The sequence below is a fragment of the Stenotrophomonas sp. MYb57 genome, assembly GCF_002966815.1.
Taxonomy (GTDB): domain Bacteria; phylum Pseudomonadota; class Gammaproteobacteria; order Xanthomonadales; family Xanthomonadaceae; genus Stenotrophomonas; species Stenotrophomonas indicatrix.
Map to the genome: position 1 here is coordinate 2944275 of NZ_CP023271.1, position 22170 is coordinate 2966444.

A 22170-nucleotide genomic window follows, 5' to 3' on the forward strand; every position below is an offset into this window, starting at 1 on the left:
GGGAACACCCTGACGCAATCAACCGGTCGGCCCTTTACACTGTGGGCTTCCGTTTTCGCCCCTTCCGTCGTCGCCCTGCATGCTTCCCTGGATTCTGGCCCTGCTGTCGGCCCTGCTTACCTGCACCCTGGCCACCGTGTACCTGTGGTGGTTCAAGCGTCGACGTACCGAAATGCAACTGGGCCTGCAGGCTCTGGCGGGCATGCACTGGCGTGAGTTTTCCACGCTGATCAAGCGCATGCTGCGCGAGCAGCGCGGCCTGCGTGAACTGCAGGATCCGAGCGAGGAAAGCCGCGAGCCGAGCAGCGATTTCCTGCTCAGCGATGGACCGAACACCTGGCGGGTGTCGTGCAAGCACGGCCTGGCCTATCGCATCGGCACCGCTGCGGTGAACGAACTGGGTGCTGCCGCGCGACTGGCAGGCGCCAAGGGCGGCATGCTGATCACCGAAGGCCGGGTTGAACGCGATGGCCTGGGCGCGGCGGAAAAGCAGGCAGTGGAAGTAATCGATGGTCCGCGCCTGTGGCCACTGCTGCAGCCCTACCTGCCGGCCGATGTTGACACCCGCGTGCGAGCGATCGCCCGCCATGAGGCGCTGCGCCGCATTGCCATCGCCGCACTGGCCTCAGTGACGCTGGGCCTGCTGGTCGGGCTTGGCCTGCAGGGCCTGCGCCCGGAACAGGCGGACCCGATCCCGGCACCGGCCGTTGCACCTGTCGCACCGCCGGCTGCACGTCCTGTGCCGACGCCCGCCGCGCCGGAAAGCGCCGCGAATGCGCCCGCTCCCATGGTCGCCGCAGCCGCGCCGCAGAATGGCGACGACACGCGCAGCAATCTCAACCCGGACGCTGCCACGCTGGACCGCTACCAGGCCGAACTGGCCCGCGCGCTGGCGGGGCAATCCGGCATCGCCAGCGGCGTCTGGCTGACCCGGCAGACGCTGGCCATCAACCGCACCGGTGAACTGGAAACGGTGTGGCCACGCGTGTGCCAGGAAGTGCTGCGCTACCCCGCCCTGCGCAACGTGCGCGTGCAGCTCAACGCCCGCCCCGGTGTGGATGAGCCGGTGCGCTGGCGGCAGTGCGCGACGTATTGATGGGCTGAGGCATGATGGTGCCGAGCTCGCTCGGCTGCTCGGCACCACATCCACGCATGGCGTGGATCTACTCACGGCGATTCATTCCCGCTTGGCTGAAAGCGCCCAGGGAAGAAGCCGAGCGTGGGTTCGCCCCTATCGCGCCCCAGGCGCGAAACGGGCGACCAGGTCCCAGGCATCGCCCAGGAACATCTGGCGCACGCGGGTGATCGGCTGTTCGCCGCGCCAGGTCAGGCGCTCGATCACCAGGCAGGCGGTACCGGGTTTCACGTCCAGCAGCCTGGCGGTGGGCGCATCGGCGCCCCAGGCGCTGATGCGGTGCTGGGCGCGCGTCCACGACACGTTCTGCAGCAACCAGCTGCCCGGCGCGGTGGTGCTGAAATCCACCTCCAGCACCTCGGGCACGCCGACCGGGCTGATCAGGCGATGCTCCAGCGCCAGCGGCCGGCCATCGGCCAGATGCAGGCAGCGCATCGCCAGCAACTGCTCACTGCCGGCCAGTTCCACTTCGCCGGCATTGGCTGCCTCGGCCAGGCGCAGTTCACGCTGCAGCAGCCGGTAGCCGTACTGATGTCCGCGCGATCCGACCTCCATTGCGATGTCAGGGATCTCCAGCGCCACCTGCTCCAGATGCGGTGGCTGCCGAGCCACGAAGGAGCCCGCTCGGCGGCGGCGCTCGATCATGCCGCTCTCGGCCAGCGCCGTCAGCACCTTGTTCACCGTCATCCGCGAGCACCCGTACTGCTCCATCAGTTCGTGCTCGTACGGGATACGGAAGCCCGGCGCCCACTCTCCGCTGAGGATGCGGCTTTCCAGGTCGCTGCGGATGCGCTGGTTGAGCGTGGCGGACTTGCTGGCCTTCACGTGGTGGAGTCTCGATGGTGGGAGGCGATCAGCCCAGCACGCCACGCAGGGCAGCGGCGAAAGCGCTGGTGATGGCCTCGCGCTGCAGGTGGCGGCCGTCGGCCACGCACTGGCGGCCATGGCGCCAGACCGATCGCAGCGCGCCATTACGTGCGGCGAACACCCAGCTGTCAAGCCATGCGTCACCGTGTCGCGCCTGCAACGCCGGGTGCGCGGCATCCAGTTCAACCATGTCTGCGCTGGCACCCACCTGCAGGCCGGCAGCCACACCAAGCGCCTGTGCACCGCCCTGCAATGCCCCTTCAAACAGGAAGCGCCCGGTGCTGCGGCCGGCATCCGAGGCCAACACATTGCGACCCCGCAGGGTCAGCCGCTGGCCGTATTCCAGCAGGCGCAGCTCTTCTGCGGCATCGATCAGCACGTTGGAATCGGAGCCGACACCGAAGCGTCCGCCCTCGCGCGCGAAGGCCTGCATCGGGAACAGGCCGTCGCCCAGGTTGGCCTCGGTGATCGGGCACAGCCCGGCCACGGCCTTGCTGGCGACCATCTGCTCGCGCTCGTCGTCGGTGATGTGGGTGGCGTGCACCAGGCACCAGCGCGCATCGACCGGGGCATGCTCGTACAGCCACTGCACCGGTCGCCGGCCACTCCACGCCAGGCAGGCCTCGACCTCGCGCACCTGCTCGGCGATATGGATGTGTATCGGGCCATCGGTAAGCGGCAGCAGTGCGCTCAGCTCCTCGCCCGTCACCGCGCGCAGGCTGTGCGGGGCGATGCCGAGCACCGCATCGGGCAGCGTGGCCAGCGCGGTGCGGGCGCCATCAAGCAGCTGCGCGAACCCGTCTACATCATGGATGAGGCGGCGCTGCGCCGGGTTCGGCGGCGCCCCACCGAAATCGGCGTGGGCGTAGAACACCGGCAGCAGGGTCAGGCCGATGCCGGTCTGCGCGGCCGCAGCAGCGATCTGCACACTCATCTCGGCGCGATTGGCGTAGGGGCGGCCATCGGCATCGTGGTGCAGGTAGTGGAATTCGCCGACACGGGTGAAGCCGCTTTCCAGCATCTCCATGTAGGCCTGGGCGGCGATGGCCTGCACTGCATCCGGGCGCAGATGGGCCAGGAAGCGGTACATCAGTTCACGCCAGCTCCAGAAACTATCGCCGTCGCCGCCACCGATCTCGGTCAGGCCGGCCATGCCGCGCTGGAAGGCGTGGCTGTGCAGATTCGGCAGGCCCGGCACCAGGATGCCCACGCGGGTATCGCCTTGCTGCGCAGCCTGCCCACGCGTGACCTCGGCGATGCGCCCGTCCTGCACCTGCAGGCGGACGTCGGCGGCCCAGCCGTCGGCCAGCAGGGCGTGGGCGGCATGGAAGGAGTGCGCGGAACGCGAATCGGACATGGCTGGACAACCCGAATTGGACGCCTATATTGTATAGACATATAAGCACAGCTGCGTTGTGGATGCCATGCACGTCGATACCCTCTGGTCCAACGTCCACCTGATGACCCTCGATGGCGAGGGCCTGGGTGTCCTGCGCGATGGAGTACTGGCCGCCACCGATGGCCGCATCGTGCATGCCGGCCCCGCCGGCAGCGATGCCCATCTGCAGCCGACCACCCGCATCGACGGCGAAGGCCGATGGATCTCGCCCGGTCTGATCGACTGCCACACCCACCTGGTCTACGCCGGCAACCGCGCCAACGAATTCGAGCAGCGCCTGCAGGGCGTGAGCTATGCAGAGATCGCCCGTGCCGGTGGCGGTATCGTCTCTACGGTGCGCGCCACCCGTGCTGCCTCGCCAGAGCAGTTGGCACGCGAGAGCCGGCCGCGCCTGCTGGCGATGCGCGCCGAAGGCGTAACCACCATCGAGATCAAGTCCGGCTACGGCCTGACCCTGCAGGACGAGCGCAAGCAGTTGCAGGTGGCCCGCGCGCTGGGCGAGGAATGCCGGGTGAACGTGGTGCCGACCTTCCTCGGTGCGCACGCGGTGCCGCCCGGTCGCGAGGCGCAGGAATACACCGATGAGGTGTGCGAGGTGATGATTCCGGCCATCGCTGCAGAAGGCCTGGCCGAGGCCGTGGACATCTTCTGCGAGAACATCGCGTTCTCGCCGGCGCAGGCCCGCCAGGTATTCGACGCTGCGCGTGCGCATGGGCTGGCGATCAAGATCCACGCCGAACAACTGAGCAACCAGCATGGCGCCGAACTGGCGGCCGGTTTCGGCGCGCTGTCGGCCGACCACATCGAACACCTGGACGACGCCGGCATCGCCGCGATGGCCGCCGCCGGTACCGTCGCCGTGCTGCTGCCGGGCGCGTTCTACTTCACCCGCGATACCACCCTGCCGCCGATCGCTGCGCTGCGCGCGGCCGGTGTGCCGTTGGCACTGGCCACCGACAGCAACCCCGGCACTTCGCCGCTGACCAGCCCGCTGCTGGCAATGAACATGGGCGCCACCCTGTTCCGCCTGACCGTAGACGAATGCATCGCCGGCTTCACCCGTGAAGCGGCGCGTGCGCTGGGCCATGGCGAGCGCATCGGCCGCCTGGCCGTCGGCATGGACTGCGACCTGGCGATCTGGGACATCGACGCCCCCGCCGACCTGGTCTATCGCATTGGATTCAACCCGCTGCACGCGCGCGTGGTGCGCGGACAGCCCGACCTGCCTGCCTCCTGGAGCAACACATGAGCAACACCCTGGTTCTTCGCCCCGGCCATGTCACCCTCGCCCAGTGGCGGCAGGCGTATCGCGGTGCGCCGCTGTCGCTTGACCCGGCCGCGTTGCCGGCGGTGCGCGCCAGTGCCGCAACGGTGGCTGCCATCGTTTCCAAGGGCGCACCGGTGTATGGCATCAACACCGGTTTCGGCAAGCTGGCCAGCGTGCGCATCGAGCGCGAGGACCTGGCCACCCTGCAGCGGAACATCGTGCTCTCGCATGCCGCGGGCGTGGGCGAGCCGATGCCGGCCAACGTGGTGCGGCTGATGATGGCGTTGAAGCTGGTCAGCCTGGCCCAGGGTGCTTCCGGCGTGCGCGAGGAAACGCTGCTGCTGCTGGAAGCAATGCTGGTGAAGGGCGTGCTGCCGGTGGTGCCGGCGCAGGGCTCGGTCGGTGCCTCGGGCGATCTGGCACCGCTCTCGCATCTGGCCAGCGTGATGATCGGCGTTGGCGAAGCCTTCGTCGGCGATGAACGCCTGCCCGCCGTGGACGCACTGGCTCGCGCCGGCCTGCAGCCGGTGGAGCTGGGCGCGAAGGAAGGCCTGGCCCTGCTCAACGGCACCCAGTTCTCCACTGCGTATGCACTGGCCGGCCTGTTTGAAATCGAAACCATGTTCCAGGCCGCACTGGTCACCGGCGCGCTGTCGGTGGAAGCGGCCAAGGGCTCGGATACGCCGTTCGATCCGCGTATCCATGCGCTGCGTGGCCAGCGCGGGCAGATCGCCACCGCCGCCACCCTGCGCACGCTGATGCAGGATTCGGGCATCCGCGAATCGCACCGCGACAACGACGTGCGGGTGCAGGACCCGTACTGCCTGCGCTGCCAGCCGCAGGTGATGGGAGCGGCGCTGGACATCCTGCGCCAGGCTGCGACCACGCTGGAAATCGAAGCCAATGGCGTGTCCGACAACCCGCTGGTGTTCACCGATACCGGTGAGGCGCTGTCCGGCGGCAACTTCCACGCCGAGCCGGTGGCCTTCGCCGCCGACATGCTGGCGATGGCCGTGTGCGAAATCGGTTCGATCAGCGAGCGCCGCCTGGCGATGCTGGTCGACCCTGCGCTGTCCGGCCTGCCAGCCTTCCTGACCCCGCGCCCGGGCTTGAACTCCGGCTTCATGATTCCGCAGGTGACCGCCGCTGCGCTGGTCTCGGAAAACAAGCAGCGCGCCTACCCCGCCAGCGTCGATTCGATTCCCACCTCGGCCAACCAGGAAGACCACGTGTCGATGGCCGCGCACGGTGCACGCCGCCTGATGCAGATGGCCGAGAACGCAGCCAACGTAATCGGTATCGAGCTGCTGGCCGCTGCGCAGGGCTGCGACTTCCATGCGCCGCTGCGCTCCAGCAAGGCACTGGAAAACGTGCGCGCCACGCTGCGTGCACAGGTGCCGATGCTGCAGGACGATCGCTATTTCCACCCGGACATGGTGATCGCAACCGACCTGGTCCGCAGCGGCGCATTGGCCAAGGGCCTGGCCGAGCTGTTGCCCACGGTGGAACCGCGGGCATGAACGGCCATCCCGAATGGCTGACCGTGCACGAAGGTGATGCGCCGCTGATCGTCAGCTTCCCGCACACCGGCAGCGAGCTGCCGCATGACCTGATCGGCGATTTCCACTCGCCGTGGCTGGCGCGCCGCGATGCCGACTGGTGGGTGCATGAGCTGTACGACTTCGCACGCGGCATGGGCGCGACCACCGTGCGCTCGGCAATCTCGCGTTCGGTGATCGACCTCAACCGCGACCCCAGCGGCGTGTCGCTGTACCCGGGGCAAAACACCACCGGCCTGTGCCCGCTGACCACCTTCGACAACCAGCCGCTGTACCACGCCGGTCGCGAGCCGGACGACGCCGAGATTGCCCGGCGCCGCGACACGTATTTCGCGCCGTACCACAACGCACTGGCCACGCAGATCGCACGCCTGCGTGCACGCCACGGCACCGTGGTGGTGTACGACGCGCATTCGATCCGTTCGCACATCCCGCACCTGTTCGAGGGCGAGTTGCCGCAGTTCAATCTCGGCACCGCCGGGCCGTCCGGTGCACCGGACACCTCCTGCGACAACGCACTGAGCGATGTAGTGGAGAACCTGCTGGCGCTCAGCGGCATGAGCCAGGTGCGCAACGGCCGCTTCAAGGGCGGCTGGATCACCCGCCACTACAGCAGCATTGCCGGTGGTGTGCACAGCCTGCAGATGGAACTGGCCTGCCGCGGCTACATGCACGAACCACTACCCGACCAGGTGGACGAGCACAGCTGGCCCACCCCGCTCGACCCCGAACACGCCGCACCGCTGCGCCACACCCTGGCTCAGGTGCTCAATGCCTGCCTTGAATTCGCTACGAACCGGAGCGCCGCATGACCCGCAACGACCCGTCCCGCACCATTGCCGCACCGACCGGCACCACGCTCACCGCCAAGAGCTGGCTCACCGAAGCGCCGCTGCGCATGCTGATGAACAACCTGCACCCGGACGTGGCCGAGCGGCCGCAGGAGCTGGTGGTGTACGGCGGCATCGGCCGTGCCGCACGCGATTGGGAGAGCTTCGACGCCATCGTCGAAACCCTCAAGCGCCTGGACGATGACCAGACGCTGCTGGTGCAGTCGGGCAAGCCAGTGGGCGTGTTCCGCACCCATGCCGATGCACCGCGCGTGCTGATCGCCAACTCCAACCTGGTGCCGCGCTGGGCCAACTGGGATCACTTCAACGAGCTGGATAAGAAAGGCTTGGCGATGTATGGCCAGATGACCGCCGGCAGCTGGATCTACATCGGCGCACAGGGCATCGTGCAGGGTACCTACGAGACCTTCGTGGAAATGGGCCGCCAGCATTACAACGGCAGCCTGGCCGGCAAGTGGCTGTTCACCGGCGGGCTGGGCGGCATGGGTGGCGCGCAGCCGCTGGCTGCGGTGATGGCCGGCGCCTCGTGCCTGGCGGTAGAATGCCGCAAGAGCAGCATCGAGATGCGCCTGCGCACCGGCTACCTGGATACCTGGACCGACGATCTGGATGAGGCCCTGCGCCTGATCGAAGAATCGTGCACCGCCAAAAAGCCGCTGTCGGTGGGCCTGCTCGGTAACGTTGCCGACGTGCTGGACGAACTGCTGATCCGCGGCGTGAAGCCGGACCTGCTGACCGACCAGACCTCCGCCCACGACCCGGTGAACGGCTACCTGCCGCAGGGCTGGACGGTGGAAGAATGGGATGCCAAGCGCGTGACCGCCCCGAAGGAAGTGGAAAAGGCCGCGCGTGCGTCGATGGCCAACCACATCCGCGCCATGCTCGGTTTCCACTCGCTGGGCGTGCCTACCGTGGATTACGGCAACAACCTGCGGCAGATGGCGCTGGAAGAAGGTGTCGAGGATGCGTTCGATTTTCCGGGTTTCGTGCCGGCCTACATCCGGCCGCTGTTCTGCCGTGGCATCGGCCCGTTCCGTTGGGCGGCGCTGAGCGGCGACCCGGAAGACATCGCCAAGACCGATGCCAAGGTGAAGGAGCTGATTCCGGACAACCCGCACCTGCACCGCTGGCTGGACATGGCCGCCGAGAAGATCAAGTTCCAGGGCCTGCCGGCGCGCATCTGCTGGGTCGGTCTGGGCGATCGTGATCGACTGGGCCTGGCCTTCAACGAGATGGTGGCCAACGGTGAACTGAAGGCGCCGGTGGTGATCGGCCGCGACCATCTGGACAGCGGCAGCGTGGCCTCGCCGAACCGCGAAACCGAAGCGATGGCCGACGGCTCCGATGCTGTGTCCGACTGGCCGCTGCTGAATGCCCTGCTCAACACCGCCAGTGGCGCGACGTGGGTGTCACTGCACCATGGCGGCGGCGTGGGCATGGGCTTCTCGCAGCACGCCGGCATGGTGATCGTCTGCGATGGCACTGAAGCGGCGGCCAAGCGCATTGCACGCGTGCTGTGGAACGACCCGGCCACCGGCGTGATGCGCCATGCCGATGCGGGGTATGAGATCGCGATTGAGTGCGCGAAGGAGAAGGGTCTGGATCTGCCGGGAATCCTGGGCTGATCAAGTGTCACCGGGCGTGGCCCGGTGCTACCTTGAACGTGTGGTAGTGCCGGCTGCTGGCCGGCACCACCTGATGCTGGGACGCCCTGGTAGACGCCGACCTTGGTCGGCGCTCGCACCGCTACATCAGTGCCGAAGCGACCACCGATGCCCTTGCTCGGATACTGTCCGACGCATCATCCTTCAGCGCTTCGATCAAGGAGACGACTTCTGCTGCGCCTTTGGTTGAGGCCTCGTTCTTCAGGCAGGTAATCAACACATCTCTGTGTAGATCACTATTCAGCAATCTGCAGATGAACGTCTCCAACCATTCTGGTGCCACGGTACGCATGTACGGAGCCGATTGGACAAGCGCAGAAATCAAAATCTCGCTCTCACTTGTCTCGACGAGATGAAGCAGCCCCCACATGACTTCATGATGCGGAGTGTCATCGGCGAATATCGAAAAGAGGACTCCCAGCTCTCGATTGGAGAATTCCAGTCCTGATAGCGCCTGAACCGTCCGGTCAAATGCAGCAACTTCTTCTGAAGTGAGCATTCGCGAAGCCCCCAACAGCTCGTCCAGACGTTGATCTTTCATCACAGCTTCGTTGGCGGAACCTGGCATTACTTGCACCGGTGCATCAGCGGAGTGGTATCCGATTGTACCCACCCACCCTGATAACGGTGGCATTGGCACCAAGAACCGCCAAGTATGACCAGTGTTACCGACCGAACCGTTTGGAGCCGTGCAACTGCTCGGCTCAATTTTCCCGGCTGCACGACGCCTGACCGAGAGACAGCCGAGCATGGGCTCGGCTCTACATGATTGGGGCCTTCAATTCACTTCCGGGCCAGCGGCTTCACATCAATCGCATAGCGTGGAAACGCAGGCGCGGCGAAAGCCCTCAGCATATGCAGGTGCGGGTGAAGCTTGAGCCTGCGCAGATTGCCAATGGCTACTTCGCCGCCGCAAACCAACGCTGGCTCAAAGCCATACATCTCATCCGCCATCAGGTGCCCGCAAGTGCTCACAACCCTGTCAAAAGGCAGCTCTTCGGCCCCATCCATCAGATCAAAGTCGTCGAGCTCAGCGCAAGCGAAAAACGCCCTGATGCCCCCCTCCTGTCGTGCGAGAGACTTGGGTCTCAAACAGCTCTGAAGTGCAAACACTTCACTGCGGATCGGATCGATGCTCACGCCAGCGCCTGATGCTTCACCGCACAGGTAGAGCCGCCCAAACCCGCTTCTGCCAAATACATGGTAGGTATCGATCAGGGGAAATGGAGTACCAGCCAACCACATGTGCATCAGGCCTTCGTAGCCCTCGGGATTGACCGTCCACAGCCGTCCATTGCCATAGTTCGCCCATCCATCCCGACGCCAATAGCTCAAGAGCGATTCAGGTAAGATGCCCGCCCACTTGGAGAAGGCGGTCTCTGGCACCGGATCGTGTTCAGTTGCCTCTCCGAAGCTCTCGATGAAGAGCGCGAAATCCTCATCCTCTTCCATTGCGCCTCCCATCCAAGGCTATTTCGTCGGCGTGGACCGAGGCGCTCTTATATCTGATGCTTCATTAGATTCTAAGAGCTGTTTACGACAGGCCATTGGAAATTCACGCATTCACAAAGGGGCCCGCCCCGCTTGACCCAGCGCCCGCCGCTGACCAACATGCGCCATCACCGCTGACGGATCACCGCGATGTACCGCACCCTTGCTGCTGCATTGCTCTGTGCCTTGGCCATCGCCCTTCCCGCCTCGGCGCGTGACGTCCCTGCCGGCCTTTCTTCCCGGCTCGACACCCAATTGCAGAGCAACCGCGAACGCTACGGCATCGCCGGCCAGGCGGTACTGGTCGCACACAACGGCAACGTGCTGTACGAGGGCGCCAGTGGTGAACGCGACCCGGCCACCCACGCGCCCGCCACCGTCGATACCATCTTCGCCGCGCAGTCGATGGCCAAGCTGCTGACCAGCACGCTGGTGATGCAGCTGGTGGATCAGGGCAAGGTGGATCTGGATGCCCCCGCCAGTCGTTATGTGCCGGCGCTGCCGTCCACGTGGCACGCCATCCACGTGCGTGACTTCCTCAACCACAGCTCTGGCATCGGCGAATACTACGACCGCGTGGACAACCGCTGGGTGAGCAAGGGCTACACCGGCGTAGCACCGGACCTTGCCGCCGCACTGAAGGTCGCTGGTTCGGCACCGATGCAGTTCGCCACCGGCAGCCGCGTGCAGTACACGCAGGCCAACTACCTGGTACTGACCGCGTTGTTGGAAACTCATTACGGCAAGCCCTATCCGGCCATCGCCCGCGAGCGCATCCTGCAGCCGCTGAGGATGACCAGCACCTCGTGGGGAGCAGCCAGCGTGCCAGCACAGCGCGCGGCAGTGCCGTACATCGGCAAAGACGGCCAGCTGCAGCCGGCCAATGAAGATCCATGGCCGAACTACGGTTGGGGCCACGCCGATCTGCAGACCACCGTGGGCGACATGAACCGTTTCCTGCAGGCACTGGCGACCGGCAAGCTGGTGCGCACTGCCACGCTGGAAGCGCTGTGGCAGCCACAGACACTGACCGGCGGTGGCAGCAACTTCTTCTCCACCGGCTGGGATACGACCCGCAGCGATGGCTACACTCAGGTCGGCCACGATGGTGGCACCCGCGTACGTGCGCGGCTGGCCTACAAGGGCACGCTGGCCAGCGGCTACTGGGTGTTCGTGTACCTGACCAATGGCAGCGCCCGCAATGCCTGGTCGAGCACGCTGGTGGAAAGCACGATGGCAGTGGCTGCGCCAGGAGATTTTCCGCATGCAGCACTCTCCGAACGTTTGATCGGCTATGCCTTGACCGGTGACAGCGGCAGTGAAAGCAGCCTGCGTGCGTGGCTGAGCGAGAACAGTGGCATTGCATCCAACGAACTGGAGCGGGCCATCAATGCAACCGGCTACGCGATCCGCAACAATCTGGGCAACCGGCCCGCGCTCAAGGTCTTCGCCCTCAATACGGCCCTGTATCCCACCTCGGCCAATGCCTGGGACAGCCTTGCCGAATGCCATGCTGCGCTCGGTAACGCTGAGATGGCCAAAACGCTATACGCCAAATCAAAAGCACTGGTGAAATCCGCTTTGTAGAGTCGAGCCTCTTCTACTGGAATTTGCTGTGAGGCACACCGGAAAACCAATCGGAAGGCTCGACTGAACAATGGCGAGCACGTCGGAGAAAAATGCATGGGACGCAGGCGCAACAGTCTTCTGGATGTCATGGCCGCATGGCCGTGGTACATCAACGCAGCGGTGGGCGGGCTCGGCTTCGCCACTCTGCGCTGGTTGTTACCGGCGTGGCGCCAACCTGTCACTGCCGCCACTGGCGACATCCTCCTTCAGATTCTTGCCCAACCGGTATTTGCCTGGGCCTGGTTGGCGATCTGCATGCTTGCCACCTTGCTTTCCTTGGCTGGCGCCTCTAAGCGACGCCAGCTGCTGGATACCCGAACCGGGTTGGAAAGCCTGGCCACGACGGGCTGGCGCAATTTCGAGCTTCTTGTCGGCGAAGCCTTCCGGCGCCAAGGCTATGCAGTCGAAGAAACCGGACTGGGCGGCGCGGACGGTGGCATCGACCTGATCCTGCGACGCAACGGCAAGCGCACGCTGGTGCAATGCAAGCAATGGCGACGGCAGCAGGTAGGCGTGACGGTCGTGCGCGAGCTTTACGGGCTGCTCGCGCACCACAAGGCGGACGCCGCAATGGTTGTCAGCTCGGGCAGGTTCAGCCGTGATGCCCAAGCCTTCGTGGCGGGCAAACCCGTCGCATTGGTGCCCGGCGCCGAGCTACTGCGGATGATCCGCGAAGTGCAGACTCGGCCGATCACCGAACCGTTGAAACGGCTGGAGCCAACCCTGGCAACGCCCACGGAAGCCGCAACTGCCGCAACCTGCCGGAAGTGCGCTGCGCCGCTGGTTGAGCGCAAGAACCGGACTACCGGCGAGTTGTTCATGGGATGTAGCCGATTCCCGGCCTGCCGGGGATGACGTACCGCGTCTGACCTGTTAACTTTCGCGCCTGTTTTGTGGTTTACAGACTCTCCGCATGCCCTTCCTGCCGTATCGCCCCGCCCCCTCCTTGCTGTCGCTGGCCATCCTGCTTGGCCTTTCCACCACCGCCCACGCCGCCCCACAGGCCACCACGCTGGACGCGGTGCAGGTCACTGCCGCCGATGCCAGCGCGCAGGCGCGCGAGGCGCTGAAGCGCGTGCCGGGCGCCAGCAACGTGATCGACGTGGCCAAGGCGGACAGCCGCCTGTCCAGCAGCGCCGACGTATTGGCCTACCAGCCCGGCATCAGCGCGCAGTCGCCGGGCAACGAAGGCACCAAGGTGTCGATCCGCGGCTCGGGCATCAACCGCGGCCCGGGTGCACATGCTTCCGGCATTGCGGTGTCGATCGACGGCCTTCCACTGACCGGCCCGGGCGGCACACCTTACGAACTGCTGGAACCGTTGTGGCTGTCACGCGTGGAAGTGCTGCGCGGTGCCAACGGCTTCGAACGCGGCGCGCTGGCACTGGGCGGAGCCATCGACTACATCAGCCGCAGCGGTCGCGACTCGGCTGGCGTGCAGCTGCACTACGAAGCCGGCAGCCGCGGCTACCAGAAGCGCGGGATCAGCTGGGGCGGCGTCAGCGGCGATGTCGATTACTTCCTGGCCTATACCGATACCGAATTCGATGGCTACCAGCGCCATGCGGCCGGCGATGGCAATGGCGCGATGGCCAACATCGGCTGGCAGATCACCCCCGATCTGCAGACCCGCTTCTTCGTGCGCTACCGCGAAACCAACCACGAGACACCCGGGCGCCTGACCCGCGAGCAGATCCGCAATGATCCGCGCGCGGCGAACGCGGCCAACCTGGCCATCGATGCGCGCCGTCCGCAGCCGGGCAGCACCTGGGTGGGCAATCTCACCACCCTGCAGATCGACGAGGATTCCTCGCTGCAGGCCGGGCTGGTCTATCACAAATACCCGATGGACTTGAACGAGAGCCTGTACCGCCAGCAGCTGGACTACGCCAACCTCAATGCCACGCTGGACTACCGTCGCCGGCACACGCTGTTCGGTTTGGACAGCGAGACCACCATCGGGCTGCGCATTACCCACGACCTGGATGCCGATGTGCGCGAGTCGCTGCGCTTTGCCAACAACGGTTATGCCGCCGGCACCCGCACGCGCGACTTCCGCCACCACGGCACCGACAGCACGCTGCACATCGGCAACAACCTGGCCGTGAATGATCGCCTGCGCGTACAGACCGGTTTTGCGCTGATCAACACCCGCCGCGATGTGCAGGTCACGTGGCCGAGCAGCGGCGGCCGCCTGCGCGACCACGCCTGGGACTACGCGCCGCGGCTGGGCTTCACTTGGCAGCAGACGCCGCAGACGCAGTGGTTCGGCAACCTCAGCCGCTCAGTGGAAGCGCCGCACCCGTGGTCAATGATCTGGGGCTCGAACCAGTACTTCGGCGCGGGCAATGGTCCTTCCGCCGGCCGCCAGCGTGCGCCGGTGCCGGTGCAGAACCAGACCGCCACCACGCTGGAACTGGGTGCACGCGGTGAAGCGGCGCTGGGCCGCTGGGAACTGACCGGCTACTACGCGCACGTGAACAACGAGCTGCTGAGCGTGGAACTGCAGCCGGTGCCGAACCTGTTCATCGCTGAGAACAACGCCAGCCCCACCGTGCACCGTGGCATCGAGGCCGGGTTGGACAGCACCTTGTGGCAGGCTGCACCGGGCCGTCTGTCGTTGCGCCAGGTGTACACCTTCAGCGATTTCCGCTATCGCCACGATGCACGTTTTGGCAGCAACCGCCTGCCCGGCCTGCCGCGCCACGCTTACCAGGCCGAACTGCGCTTCGACCACGCCTCGGGCCTGTATGCCGCACTGAACACCGAGTACGCCTCACGCATCGCGGTGGACTACGCCAACAGCTATTGGGCGGACAGCCACGTCATCTTCGGTAGTCGCATTGGTTACGACGCACCGGGCGGCCGCTGGCAGCTGTGGGCGGAGATGCGCAACATCGCTGACCGCCATTACGCCGCCACCGTCACCCCCGGTTACAACGATGCCGGCAAGGACGTGGCGCGCTCGACGCCCGGCGAAGGCCGCGGCGTGTATGCAGGCGTGCGCTGGCGCTTCGACTGATTCACAAGGGGAGCGCCGGGCATCGCCCGGCGCCCCATGGATCATGCAATGCGCCAGGACGGCAGGCGCTCGCTGCGTCGCCAGACAGTGGGCGCGAAACCAATCATCAACAGCCCTGCCAGCCACTTCGGCGACGTGCTGAGCAGTGTAGAGGCCAACGCGGCATCCAGCGGAGCGGCGTCCTCCTGCCACGGGTTATAGCCCAGGTAGATGATGCTGCCCGCCCACCACAGCAGGGCCACCCCGATGCCCACCAGCAGCAGGGCCATCGTGCGGCAGGTCCAGCGCTGCGAGGTCGTCCCCCATTCGCGGGAAATGGCCACCAGCAGGCCGACCACCAGCAGCGACACCACGGTTACCAGGCCGATGTCGACCTTGTGCCCGATGCGTTCATAGGTGCAGGCGCGGCACTGGGCTTCTTCGGCGGCCGCATCTGTTGTGGGCGGGGTGGCCGCAGGCCCGGACTGGGCCAGCACCGCGAAGGGCATCAACAGGGCGAACATCGCCACCATCAGCCAACGAACGAACTTCCTGTTCCTGCGTGCAGCGACATCCATGCGCTTCTCCTTGCGTGTGATTGATATTAAACGTCGTGGCAGATCCTGTTACAACGCCTTGAATACCTGCATCAGGCTGACCGCATCCGGCGCCAACTGCTGCGCAAGCCAGCCCAGCCCGGCGAAAAACACCAGCAGGCCCAGCAGCGGCCAGATCGTATGGGACAGGCACAGCCGCCACCACCCCTGTGCCTGCATGCCCTGCATCCGCTTGTACAGACCCCCGGCGATGGCCGCATCCACCAGCAGCTCGGCCATCAGCACCGGCGCAGACCAGACTACCCAGACACTGGCCACGAGCACTGTAGCCACCAGCGCCATGATGCCGAGAATGGCCAGCAACGGCAGGCCTGCCTCGCCGTCGGCCACGTCCAGCAACGATGCGCTGTCGGCGCTCGCGCTGGAGGACGCTGCGGCTTCGCCCCAGGAGGCGGACGCGCCACCACCGCCGGAATGCCCGCCGCTGCCGGTCCACGGCGATGCCTGGCTGTCACCGCCGCCGGGCGCGGAGCCCAACCCATCGGCCACTGCATCCCAGCGCCACCGGATCCAGACCCACATCAGCAGCAGGAACACGCCATAGGCGATCAGCACGGCCAGCGGATAGCGCAGCAGCATCGCGTCCATGCCTGCCAGGCGCAGCACGTGCGAGGCGAGGAACCCGGCGGCACCGGTCAGCACGACAATCACGGCCATCTGCAGCCGCGGCCAGCCACGATGCTGCAGCTGCCGACGTGCACGCATCGCTTCCCCGCTGCGGCTGCCCGGCATTGAAACGGGCTGGCGTGCGTGTTTCATGCCGCCGCCTTGGTCACCGCCTCGATGCGATGGCCATCTGGATCGATCACGAACGCAGCGTAGTAGCGCTCGCCGTAGTCCGGGCGCAGACCGGCAGGTCCGTTGTCCTGGCCTCCGGTGGCCAAGGCAGCACGATGGAAGATATCAACGGCCGCACGCGTAGTTGCCGTCAACGCCAGATGGAAGCCAGGTCCCGGCGCAACCGCATCGTCGCGCAGCTTCAGGCACAACAGGTCTTCATCCTCGACCAGGCCATAGCCGATCGCAGTGTCGTCTTCGAAAACGCGGCGGTAACCGAGTGCTGCAAGAACGGCATCGTAAAAGCGACCTGCACGCTCGAGATCGCGGACACCCAACGAGAGGTGGTGCAGCATGCAGACATCCTTGCCAGGCACGCGCGGGCTGCGCTGGCCGGATTCTACCCTGCCGTGGCGCCGCGTCTACAGGTCACGTCCCGTCCAGTTTCCGCCCGATCCACGGCAACCGCAGTCCGGTGTGGATCCTATATTCTGGGCAGCCACGGAACGGATCGGCTCCTGCATGCAAGCGTCCCAGTTCACCCGCCCTGTTGCCATCGTCATGTTCCTGCCGATGATCGGCCTGGCAGGCTGGGGGTCCTGGTTCGCGACCTATTGCATGAGTGACGGCTGCCTGGGCGTGTTTCCACTTTGGCTTGGCGCAATGGCGGCCTTGTTCCTGCAGGCCCTGCTGGTCTTGCCTCTGCATGCCTGGGCACTGAAACGGCGAGGGGCCGATGCGGCCAGCCGCTATGTACGCTGGCTGGTGGCATCCAGTATCGCTGTGATGGTGCCCATGTTTGCCGGGTGGGTCTACATGTTCTTCAAGTAGTCCGCGCGCCGCTCAAGCAGGCGGTGCGGCTGCCTTCAACAGCTGCGCAGCCACCTGGTCGAACGGGGCGATGTCCTGCAGTGCGCGGCTCATCGCCACTGCGCCTTCCACACTGGCAATCACCAGGCTGGCCAGGCCGGTCGCCTGGGCAGGCGCGTGCCCATCGGCGACGAACGCCTCAGCCAGGTGCCCCTGCCAGCGGGCAAACACCTCGGCGGCCGCCGCACGTGGCTGGCTCGGCAGGGCCTCCACCGGCTCCTCGACGGCTGCCGCCAGCACCGGGCAGCCGGCACGAAAACCGGTGCGCAGCAGGCGCTCGCGCCACAGCGCCAGGAACTGCTGCAACCCCTGCACCGCGCCGCCCTTCAGCAGTTCGATCAGCAGCGCCTCCACCTTGTCGCCGGCCATCGTGGTGGCCCGTGCCAACAATTCCTGCTTGCCGCCCGGGAAGTGGTGATACGTGGACCCGAGCGGCGCATCAGCCAGTTTGGTCACTTCGCGGATGCTGGTCGCGTTGAGGCCCACCCGCGCGAGCATCTGCGCTGCGGCATCGATCACACGCTGGGGGGCATCGGACGATCGCGGGCTCACGGCCGGCTCCTTGCTAAGACAGTCGTCATAGACTAGCGTATCGACCGCTCTATAACAGTCGTCATAATCATGAATCTCTGGTTCCGCCTGCTCCACCTGCTGCTGCGCAGCCTGTTCCGGCCGAAGCTGGAGGCCCCGTTCGGCGTCTCCCGCCTGCAGTTCCGGGTGCTGCCCAACGACTTGGACAGCAACCTGCACATGACCAACGGCCGCTACTGGAACATCTTCGACCTGGGCCGGCTGGACCTGATCCTGCGCATGGGCCTGGGCAAGGTGGCGCTGCGTGAGAAGTGGGCGCCGATTGTTGGCGCCGGCACCATCCAGTTCCGGCGCGAGCTGAAGCCGTTCCAGCGCTTCACCCTGGAAACGCGACTGGTCGGCTGGGTCGGCACACGCGGCATCATGGAGCAGCGCGTACTGATCGGCCCGGAGCAGAAAACCGCCACGCGTGCACTGCTGATCACCGGCATCTACGACCGCCGCGCACGTCAGTTCGTCGGCATGCCACAGATGATGGAATCGATCGGCGTGGTTGCTCCGCCCTCGCCGGCCCTGAGTGCGGCAGCCGAGGCGCTGCTGGCTGCCGATCTGGCGTTGAAGCAGGACCATGATTGACCCCTGCCACGCAGATCAGGGGGCAGACGCCTCCACCATCATGGGGGTCACGAAGGTGATCTGCGTGCGGCCACCCACATGCAGCACATACTCGAAGGTCTGCCGCATCTGGCTGTACGCGCCACCTTCGGGCGCGCCATAGTTGGCGCCGACGCTCACGGTGTGCCGACCGGGCGTCAGTGGCTTGAGCATCAGCCAGTAGCCGTCGGCTGCAGCCAATCTCGAGTCGTCGTCATCCGGATCCATGCGGAAGCAACCTTCGCTCTTCACCCGGTGCAGGCGCATGTCACCCAACGGCTGCCCGTCCAGCAGCACCACAGCGCTGACAAGATGGTCGTTGTTGATCGCCGCGCCGGCCTGCAGCTCCTCGCAGGAGACGTCTTCCCCGGTCTGGTAGCTGGCCATGTTGATGATGGGCAGCAACAGGTGCCTGCCCTCGGGCACCACGCACTGCCTGCGTGGCTGGAAGCGGCCATTGGTTCCTGCCAGGTTCCAGACCGGCCCCTCCTGGCCCAGTTCGCACAGGCGACCATCGGGATCCAGGTAAGGCGCCACCCTCTGCTCGTCAGCCCAGCGCCACCAACGCGCGGTCCATTCGCTCAGGGAAATGCCGGCCACCGCCTCACGTGTAATCGGTGACGCTGCAGGCGCGGCAATGGCGCTCGCCTGACCTGCAAACATCAGTACCGTGGCCACGCCGGCCAAGCGCAGCCTGCTGCCGATTCCGTTCTGCATTCCCTGCCTCGTCGTCCCTGGCGGCCACCGTGCGCGGCCCGCTCGGTGGACACTCTATCGCAGCGGCGTCGCGTCCGTTGGTGATGCGTTTCTGTGAGTGGCTTCTGGCGGAACTGGCGATAGGGTAGTGCCGGCCGCTGGCCGGCAACCCGTTCGGCATGCAGATCGAGGTTGCCGGCCAGCGGCCGGCACTGTTCCAATCTCAGCGCTTGGGCGCGTTCGCCTGCGCGCGCTTGATCGCCGCCTCGGCCAGCGGCGCCATCAGCGCATAGCCCTTCGCCGTCGGATGTACGCCATCGGTTGCCAACTGCGCATCCAGTCCGCCGGCGCGGTTGGCCATCGGCGTGTGGTAGTCCAGATAGACCAGCCCGCGTGCATCGGCCTGCCGCTTCAACGCAGCATTCAATGCACGCACCTTGGATGCAGGTGCTATGCCCGGCATCCACGGGTACTCGCTGACCGGCAACACCGACGCCAGCACCACCGCAATGCCATGCGCTTTGGCCAGATCCAGCATGGCCTGCAGGTTGTCCTCGATCATCGCCTGCGTGGACGGGCCGGTGTTCCCGGCGATGTCATTGGTGCCGGCCAGGATCACCACCACATTCGGGCGCAGCGCCAGCACATCCTGCGAAAAGCGCACCAGCATCTGTGCGGTGGTCTGCCCGCTGATGCCGCGATTGAGGTAACCCTTGCCGGGGAAGAAGGTGCTGCTGCCTTCCCTGCCCCAGCCTTCGGTGATCGAATCGCCGAAGAACACCACACGTGACTGGCCGGCCCGTGGCGCGGGCAAAGCAGCATTGGCTGCGCGGTACTTCTGCAGCTGCGGCCAATCGGACAGACGCTGCTGCATGAAGCGCACTTCGTCTGGCTGCACCTGCTCCACTGGCTTGGTCAGCAATGGATTGCTGGCCGCCTGCACCAACACTGGCGTGGCCAGCCCCGCCATGAGCGATCCGGCCAGCAGCCAGGCCAGTGAAGTCCTCCTGCGCATGAGCATCCTCCGTTGTCGACCTGGGCAGTCTAGCGCGGCCTGCCAATGGTCACTTGGCCGATGCAGCCGCCCTTGCCGCCACACCCGTCACCTTCGCCGGCATCCACATCCCTGGCGTCCAGCCGCTGGCTTGCAGGATCGCCTTCGGGTTGTCCTGCTGGATCAGCGCGCGCACGGCATCGCGCTTGTTGCCGGCCTGCAGGTAATACGCCTTGGCGATGCGGTAGCCCACCCAGTAACCCAGATCGTAGGGCTCCTGCGAACCCGGCGTGTAGTTGTACAGCCAGGGCGTCAGATCGGTGCTGTCCACGTCCAGCGCGAAGGCGCTTTCGATATGCACTTCCCTGCCCCGCGTCCAACCGGCATGCCGCCCGTTGCCAACGTTGCCGGAAATCAGCTCGGCGATGAACTCGGCGATCCCCTCGCCCAGCGACTCGCGGAGCACCGTCGCCCGCGGGTCGCCTGCTTCGTACTCGCTCACGCCGGTCTGCTGGATATGCACGTACTCATGCGCGATCACGTGCACGAAGCGGTCCTGCGCGTTGGCGTTCATGAAATCGGCCGCGCACAGTGCTTCCAGGCCGATCACCACGCCATCGGGGTACGTCATGCCCACCGGCTTGCCGCGCCCCACCACGATCGCCACCGGCGGAAACTTCGCCTGCGGATAGATCGCCTGCAGATTAGCGAACACCTGCACCAGTCGCTGCCGCACCGCCGGCAACTCCGCCAGGCAGGCCCGTCCATTGGCGTACAGCGCAGGGTCGCGCGCCATCGCTTCGGCCATGCGCTGGGCGGTCACCCGGCGCAGCTTGGCGAACTGGGCCAGGCTCGGCGTGCCCTGTGCCAGGTACTGCTCAAGCTGGGCCACGCTGGGCTTGCCGCCAGCGGCCTCGTACAGCGCGTAGAAACGGGTGGCATCAGCGGTCAGGATTTCCGGTCCCGGCGCGGCCGCCTGGGCAGTGCCGATCACCCCGCCGAGGGCCAGGACAAGCAGGCAACGCAATGACACGAACATGGCTCCGTCCTTGGTGGAGTGCACGCGAAGCGCGCAATTTACCACCGCGTCGGCGCATGCGCTGCCGTATCGTGCAACGCACTCTGCGGCTGTGCCAGACTCGTGCCGACCGGCTGCCAGGGAAGCGAGGGGAATACAGGATGATGATCGTTCCAGCGTACTGGGCCGAAGCCCGCCTGCAGGACAGGTACAAGGGACGCCCGCTGGTGGTACGCCGGTTCGGCTGGTCCGACGACGACCAGGACGCCGCGCAGGCCCACGCCGATGCACGTGCACGCGAAGCGCTTGATGCCATCCTCAGTGGCCAGTCCGTGCCGCGTCGCGAGCGACGGACCAACTACGGTGTCGAAGGCATCCCGATCCGCGAGCAGATCGTGCAGCGCAGCGATGACGTCATCGTTACCCGCAACAGCTACGGCGCGCTGTGCCTGAACACCCCGGACGTACTGTTTGCGGATATCGACCACGCGTCCACTCCGTCAGGCTGCGCATTGCCGCTGCTCGGTGCGCTGGGGCTGCTGGCGGCCGGTGCGCTGATCGGCGGTGCGCTGGGCAACTTCAACATCGGCCTGGCGGCCGGCGGCATTGCCATGGTGGTGGTCAACCAGATCCTGTCGGGGCGGCGCAATCGACGGCTGGCCCGGTCCGGCGGCGTCGAGGGCATCGCACTGCAGCGCGTGCAGGCATTCGTCGAGCACCACCCCGACTGGCACCTGCGCGCTTACCGCACCCCGGCCGGGCTGCGCATACTGGCGATGCATGCCACGTTCGAACCACAGGATGCGCAGGTGCATGCCTTCTTCAAGGCATTGGGCACCGACACGTTGTATGCACGCATGTGCACGCTGCAGCATTGCTTCCGTGCGCGGCTGACACCCAAACCGTGGCGGCTTGGCATCATCGCGCACATCCGTCCGCCGGTGGCGGCCTGGTCGGCCGAGCAGGCCAGCAACCCCGACCGCCTGGCGTGGGTCGCCGAGTACGAAAGGGAAAGCGCCGGCTTCGCTGCATGCGCCTATGTCCGCAGCTTCGGCGATGAGCGCCGTGTGGATGCCAAGGCCGAACGCGTGCGCGACCTGCATGATCGGATGTCGCGTGCGCTGGAGAACCTGCCGCTGGGCTGAGTGCC

Annotated in this window: 22 protein-coding genes; 11 read left to right on the forward strand and 11 right to left on the reverse strand. The window is 66.1% G+C overall.

Features of this window, described 5'->3' with window-relative positions; all coding sequences use genetic code 11:
• Positions 1-79: 79 nt before the first annotated feature.
• The gene (locus CLM74_RS13585; RefSeq protein ID WP_105164320.1) at positions 80-1096 is read left to right on the forward strand and encodes a restriction endonuclease; all 1017 of its coding nucleotides are present in this window, start codon (positions 80-82) and stop codon (positions 1094-1096) included.
• Positions 1097-1231: 135 nt separating this feature from the next.
• Here CLM74_RS13585 and hutC read toward each other — a convergent pair whose 3' ends face one another.
• Both hutC and CLM74_RS13595 read right to left on the reverse strand, forming a co-directional pair.
• On the reverse strand, positions 1232-1960 hold the full coding sequence (gene hutC / locus CLM74_RS13590) for a histidine utilization repressor (protein ID WP_093819095.1): 729 nt from the start codon (positions 1958-1960) through the stop codon (positions 1232-1234).
• A 28-nt stretch (positions 1961-1988) separates the two neighbouring features.
• Positions 1989-3359 (reverse strand): formimidoylglutamate deiminase, encoded by a 1371-nt coding sequence (locus CLM74_RS13595; protein ID WP_105164321.1) that lies wholly within the window; start codon positions 3357-3359, stop codon positions 1989-1991.
• A gap of 67 nt (positions 3360-3426) precedes the next feature.
• On the opposite strand from CLM74_RS13595, the gene hutI reads away from it, so the two are divergent.
• Genes hutI through hutU form a run of 4 tightly spaced genes read left to right on the forward strand, consistent with a single transcriptional unit; the run spans position 3427 to position 8703 of the window.
• Complete coding sequence (gene hutI, locus CLM74_RS13600; protein WP_105165025.1) at positions 3427-4650, forward strand: imidazolonepropionase; 1224 nt, start codon at positions 3427-3429, stop codon at positions 4648-4650.
• Positions 4647-6188: a histidine ammonia-lyase gene (hutH, locus tag CLM74_RS13605; protein ID WP_105164322.1), complete on the forward strand. Its 1542-nt coding sequence runs from the start codon at positions 4647-4649 to the stop codon at positions 6186-6188. Before hutI ends, hutH begins: the two co-directional genes overlap by 4 nt.
• Positions 6185-7039, forward strand: coding sequence for an N-formylglutamate deformylase (hutG, locus tag CLM74_RS13610; protein WP_032976262.1), 855 nt, complete (start codon positions 6185-6187; stop codon positions 7037-7039). The genes hutH and hutG overlap by 4 nt, the downstream gene beginning before the upstream one ends.
• Entirely contained in the window at positions 7036-8703 is a 1668-nt protein-coding gene (gene hutU, locus CLM74_RS13615; RefSeq protein ID WP_033831466.1) for a urocanate hydratase, read from the forward strand. Before hutG ends, hutU begins: the two co-directional genes overlap by 4 nt.
• A gap of 121 nt (positions 8704-8824) precedes the next feature.
• Here hutU and CLM74_RS13620 read toward each other — a convergent pair whose 3' ends face one another.
• Together CLM74_RS13620 and CLM74_RS13625 are read right to left on the reverse strand one after the other, a co-directional pair.
• Complete coding sequence (locus tag CLM74_RS13620) at positions 8825-9283, reverse strand: Imm30 family immunity protein (protein ID WP_158684150.1); 459 nt, start codon at positions 9281-9283, stop codon at positions 8825-8827.
• A gap of 242 nt (positions 9284-9525) precedes the next feature.
• A complete protein-coding gene (locus tag CLM74_RS13625) occupies positions 9526-10194 on the reverse strand; it encodes a GAD-like domain-containing protein (RefSeq protein WP_105164324.1) in 669 nt (222 codons plus the stop codon).
• Positions 10195-10383: 189 nt separating this feature from the next.
• Here CLM74_RS13625 and CLM74_RS13630 point away from each other — a divergent pair, with 189 nt between their 5' ends.
• From CLM74_RS13630 to CLM74_RS13640, 3 genes are all read left to right on the forward strand, one after another.
• Complete coding sequence (locus CLM74_RS13630) at positions 10384-11820, forward strand: serine hydrolase domain-containing protein (RefSeq protein ID WP_105164325.1); 1437 nt, start codon at positions 10384-10386, stop codon at positions 11818-11820.
• A 96-nt stretch (positions 11821-11916) separates the two neighbouring features.
• Entirely contained in the window at positions 11917-12717 is an 801-nt protein-coding gene (locus tag CLM74_RS13635; RefSeq protein ID WP_105164326.1) for a restriction endonuclease, read from the forward strand.
• 58 nt (positions 12718-12775) lie between these two features.
• Positions 12776-14884, forward strand: a complete 2109-nt coding sequence (locus CLM74_RS13640; protein WP_105164327.1) for a TonB-dependent receptor — start codon at positions 12776-12778, stop codon at positions 14882-14884.
• A 41-nt stretch (positions 14885-14925) separates the two neighbouring features.
• Here CLM74_RS13640 and CLM74_RS13645 read toward each other — a convergent pair whose 3' ends face one another.
• From CLM74_RS13645 to CLM74_RS13655, 3 genes are read right to left on the reverse strand one after another with little or no spacing between them, the layout of a single operon-like run.
• On the reverse strand, positions 14926-15441 hold the full coding sequence (locus CLM74_RS13645) for a hypothetical protein (protein WP_105164328.1): 516 nt from the start codon (positions 15439-15441) through the stop codon (positions 14926-14928).
• Positions 15442-15489: 48 nt separating this feature from the next.
• Positions 15490-16239, reverse strand: a complete 750-nt coding sequence (locus CLM74_RS13650) for a hypothetical protein (protein ID WP_099784699.1) — start codon at positions 16237-16239, stop codon at positions 15490-15492.
• Entirely contained in the window at positions 16236-16613 is a 378-nt protein-coding gene (locus CLM74_RS13655) for a VOC family protein (RefSeq protein ID WP_105164329.1), read from the reverse strand. The genes CLM74_RS13650 and CLM74_RS13655 overlap by 4 nt, the downstream gene beginning before the upstream one ends.
• 166 nt (positions 16614-16779) lie before the next feature.
• Between CLM74_RS13655 and CLM74_RS13660 the strand changes: the two genes are divergently transcribed.
• On the forward strand, positions 16780-17088 hold the full coding sequence (locus CLM74_RS13660; RefSeq protein ID WP_234003371.1) for a hypothetical protein: 309 nt from the start codon (positions 16780-16782) through the stop codon (positions 17086-17088).
• Between the two features lie 12 nt (positions 17089-17100).
• Here CLM74_RS13660 and CLM74_RS13665 read toward each other — a convergent pair whose 3' ends face one another.
• Positions 17101-17679 carry a TetR/AcrR family transcriptional regulator gene (locus CLM74_RS13665; RefSeq protein ID WP_032976272.1) on the reverse strand — a complete coding sequence of 193 codons (579 nt, stop codon included), beginning with the start codon at positions 17677-17679 and terminating at the stop codon, positions 17101-17103.
• A 69-nt stretch (positions 17680-17748) separates the two neighbouring features.
• Between CLM74_RS13665 and CLM74_RS13670 the strand changes: the two genes are divergently transcribed.
• Entirely contained in the window at positions 17749-18294 is a 546-nt protein-coding gene (locus CLM74_RS13670) for a thioesterase family protein (RefSeq protein ID WP_105164330.1), read from the forward strand.
• A gap of 15 nt (positions 18295-18309) precedes the next feature.
• Here the strand turns inward: CLM74_RS13670 and CLM74_RS13675 are convergent, their stop codons facing one another.
• From CLM74_RS13675 to CLM74_RS13685, 3 genes are all read right to left on the reverse strand, one after another.
• Positions 18310-19029 (reverse strand): hypothetical protein, encoded by a 720-nt coding sequence (locus CLM74_RS13675; RefSeq protein WP_229655613.1) that lies wholly within the window; start codon positions 19027-19029, stop codon positions 18310-18312.
• 202 nt (positions 19030-19231) lie between these two features.
• Positions 19232-19978, reverse strand: a complete 747-nt coding sequence (locus CLM74_RS13680; protein ID WP_234003483.1) for an SGNH/GDSL hydrolase family protein — start codon at positions 19976-19978, stop codon at positions 19232-19234.
• A gap of 94 nt (positions 19979-20072) precedes the next feature.
• On the reverse strand, positions 20073-21041 hold the full coding sequence (locus CLM74_RS13685) for a DUF2268 domain-containing putative Zn-dependent protease (protein WP_059064593.1): 969 nt from the start codon (positions 21039-21041) through the stop codon (positions 20073-20075).
• A gap of 140 nt (positions 21042-21181) precedes the next feature.
• On the opposite strand from CLM74_RS13685, the gene CLM74_RS13690 reads away from it, so the two are divergent.
• A complete protein-coding gene (locus tag CLM74_RS13690; RefSeq protein ID WP_105164332.1) occupies positions 21182-22165 on the forward strand; it encodes a hypothetical protein in 984 nt (327 codons plus the stop codon).
• Positions 22166-22170: the final 5 nt, after the last annotated feature.

Bases quoted from the DNA above. Each gene is read 5' to 3' on its own strand.
- hutG (WP_032976262.1), top strand. From the start codon at position 6,185: ATGAACGGCCATCCCGAATGGCTGACCGTGCACGAAGGTGATGCGCCG.
- CLM74_RS13650 (WP_099784699.1), bottom strand. From the start codon at position 16,239: ATGAAACACGCACGCCAGCCCGTTTCAATGCCGGGCAGCCGCAGCGGG.
- CLM74_RS13640 (WP_105164327.1), top strand. From the start codon at position 12,776: ATGCCCTTCCTGCCGTATCGCCCCGCCCCCTCCTTGCTGTCGCTGGCC.
- CLM74_RS13625 (WP_105164324.1), bottom strand. From the start codon at position 10,194: ATGGAAGAGGATGAGGATTTCGCGCTCTTCATCGAGAGCTTCGGAGAG.
- CLM74_RS13635 (WP_105164326.1), top strand. From the start codon at position 11,917: ATGGGACGCAGGCGCAACAGTCTTCTGGATGTCATGGCCGCATGGCCG.
- CLM74_RS13675 (WP_229655613.1), bottom strand. From the start codon at position 19,029: ATGCAGAACGGAATCGGCAGCAGGCTGCGCTTGGCCGGCGTGGCCACG.
- CLM74_RS13670 (WP_105164330.1), top strand. From the start codon at position 17,749: ATGAATCTCTGGTTCCGCCTGCTCCACCTGCTGCTGCGCAGCCTGTTC.
- hutH (WP_105164322.1), top strand. From the start codon at position 4,647: ATGAGCAACACCCTGGTTCTTCGCCCCGGCCATGTCACCCTCGCCCAG.
- CLM74_RS13690 (WP_105164332.1), top strand. From the start codon at position 21,182: ATGATGATCGTTCCAGCGTACTGGGCCGAAGCCCGCCTGCAGGACAGG.
- CLM74_RS13655 (WP_105164329.1), bottom strand. From the start codon at position 16,613: ATGCTGCACCACCTCTCGTTGGGTGTCCGCGATCTCGAGCGTGCAGGT.
- CLM74_RS13595 (WP_105164321.1), bottom strand. From the start codon at position 3,359: ATGTCCGATTCGCGTTCCGCGCACTCCTTCCATGCCGCCCACGCCCTG.
- hutI (WP_105165025.1), top strand. From the start codon at position 3,427: ATGCACGTCGATACCCTCTGGTCCAACGTCCACCTGATGACCCTCGAT.
- CLM74_RS13685 (WP_059064593.1), bottom strand. From the start codon at position 21,041: ATGTTCGTGTCATTGCGTTGCCTGCTTGTCCTGGCCCTCGGCGGGGTG.
- CLM74_RS13645 (WP_105164328.1), bottom strand. From the start codon at position 15,441: ATGGATGTCGCTGCACGCAGGAACAGGAAGTTCGTTCGTTGGCTGATG.
- CLM74_RS13620 (WP_158684150.1), bottom strand. From the start codon at position 9,283: ATGAAAGATCAACGTCTGGACGAGCTGTTGGGGGCTTCGCGAATGCTC.
- CLM74_RS13585 (WP_105164320.1), top strand. From the start codon at position 80: ATGCTTCCCTGGATTCTGGCCCTGCTGTCGGCCCTGCTTACCTGCACC.
- hutU (WP_033831466.1), top strand. From the start codon at position 7,036: ATGACCCGCAACGACCCGTCCCGCACCATTGCCGCACCGACCGGCACC.
- CLM74_RS13680 (WP_234003483.1), bottom strand. From the start codon at position 19,978: ATGGCGGGGCTGGCCACGCCAGTGTTGGTGCAGGCGGCCAGCAATCCA.
- CLM74_RS13630 (WP_105164325.1), top strand. From the start codon at position 10,384: ATGTACCGCACCCTTGCTGCTGCATTGCTCTGTGCCTTGGCCATCGCC.
- CLM74_RS13660 (WP_234003371.1), top strand. From the start codon at position 16,780: ATGCAAGCGTCCCAGTTCACCCGCCCTGTTGCCATCGTCATGTTCCTG.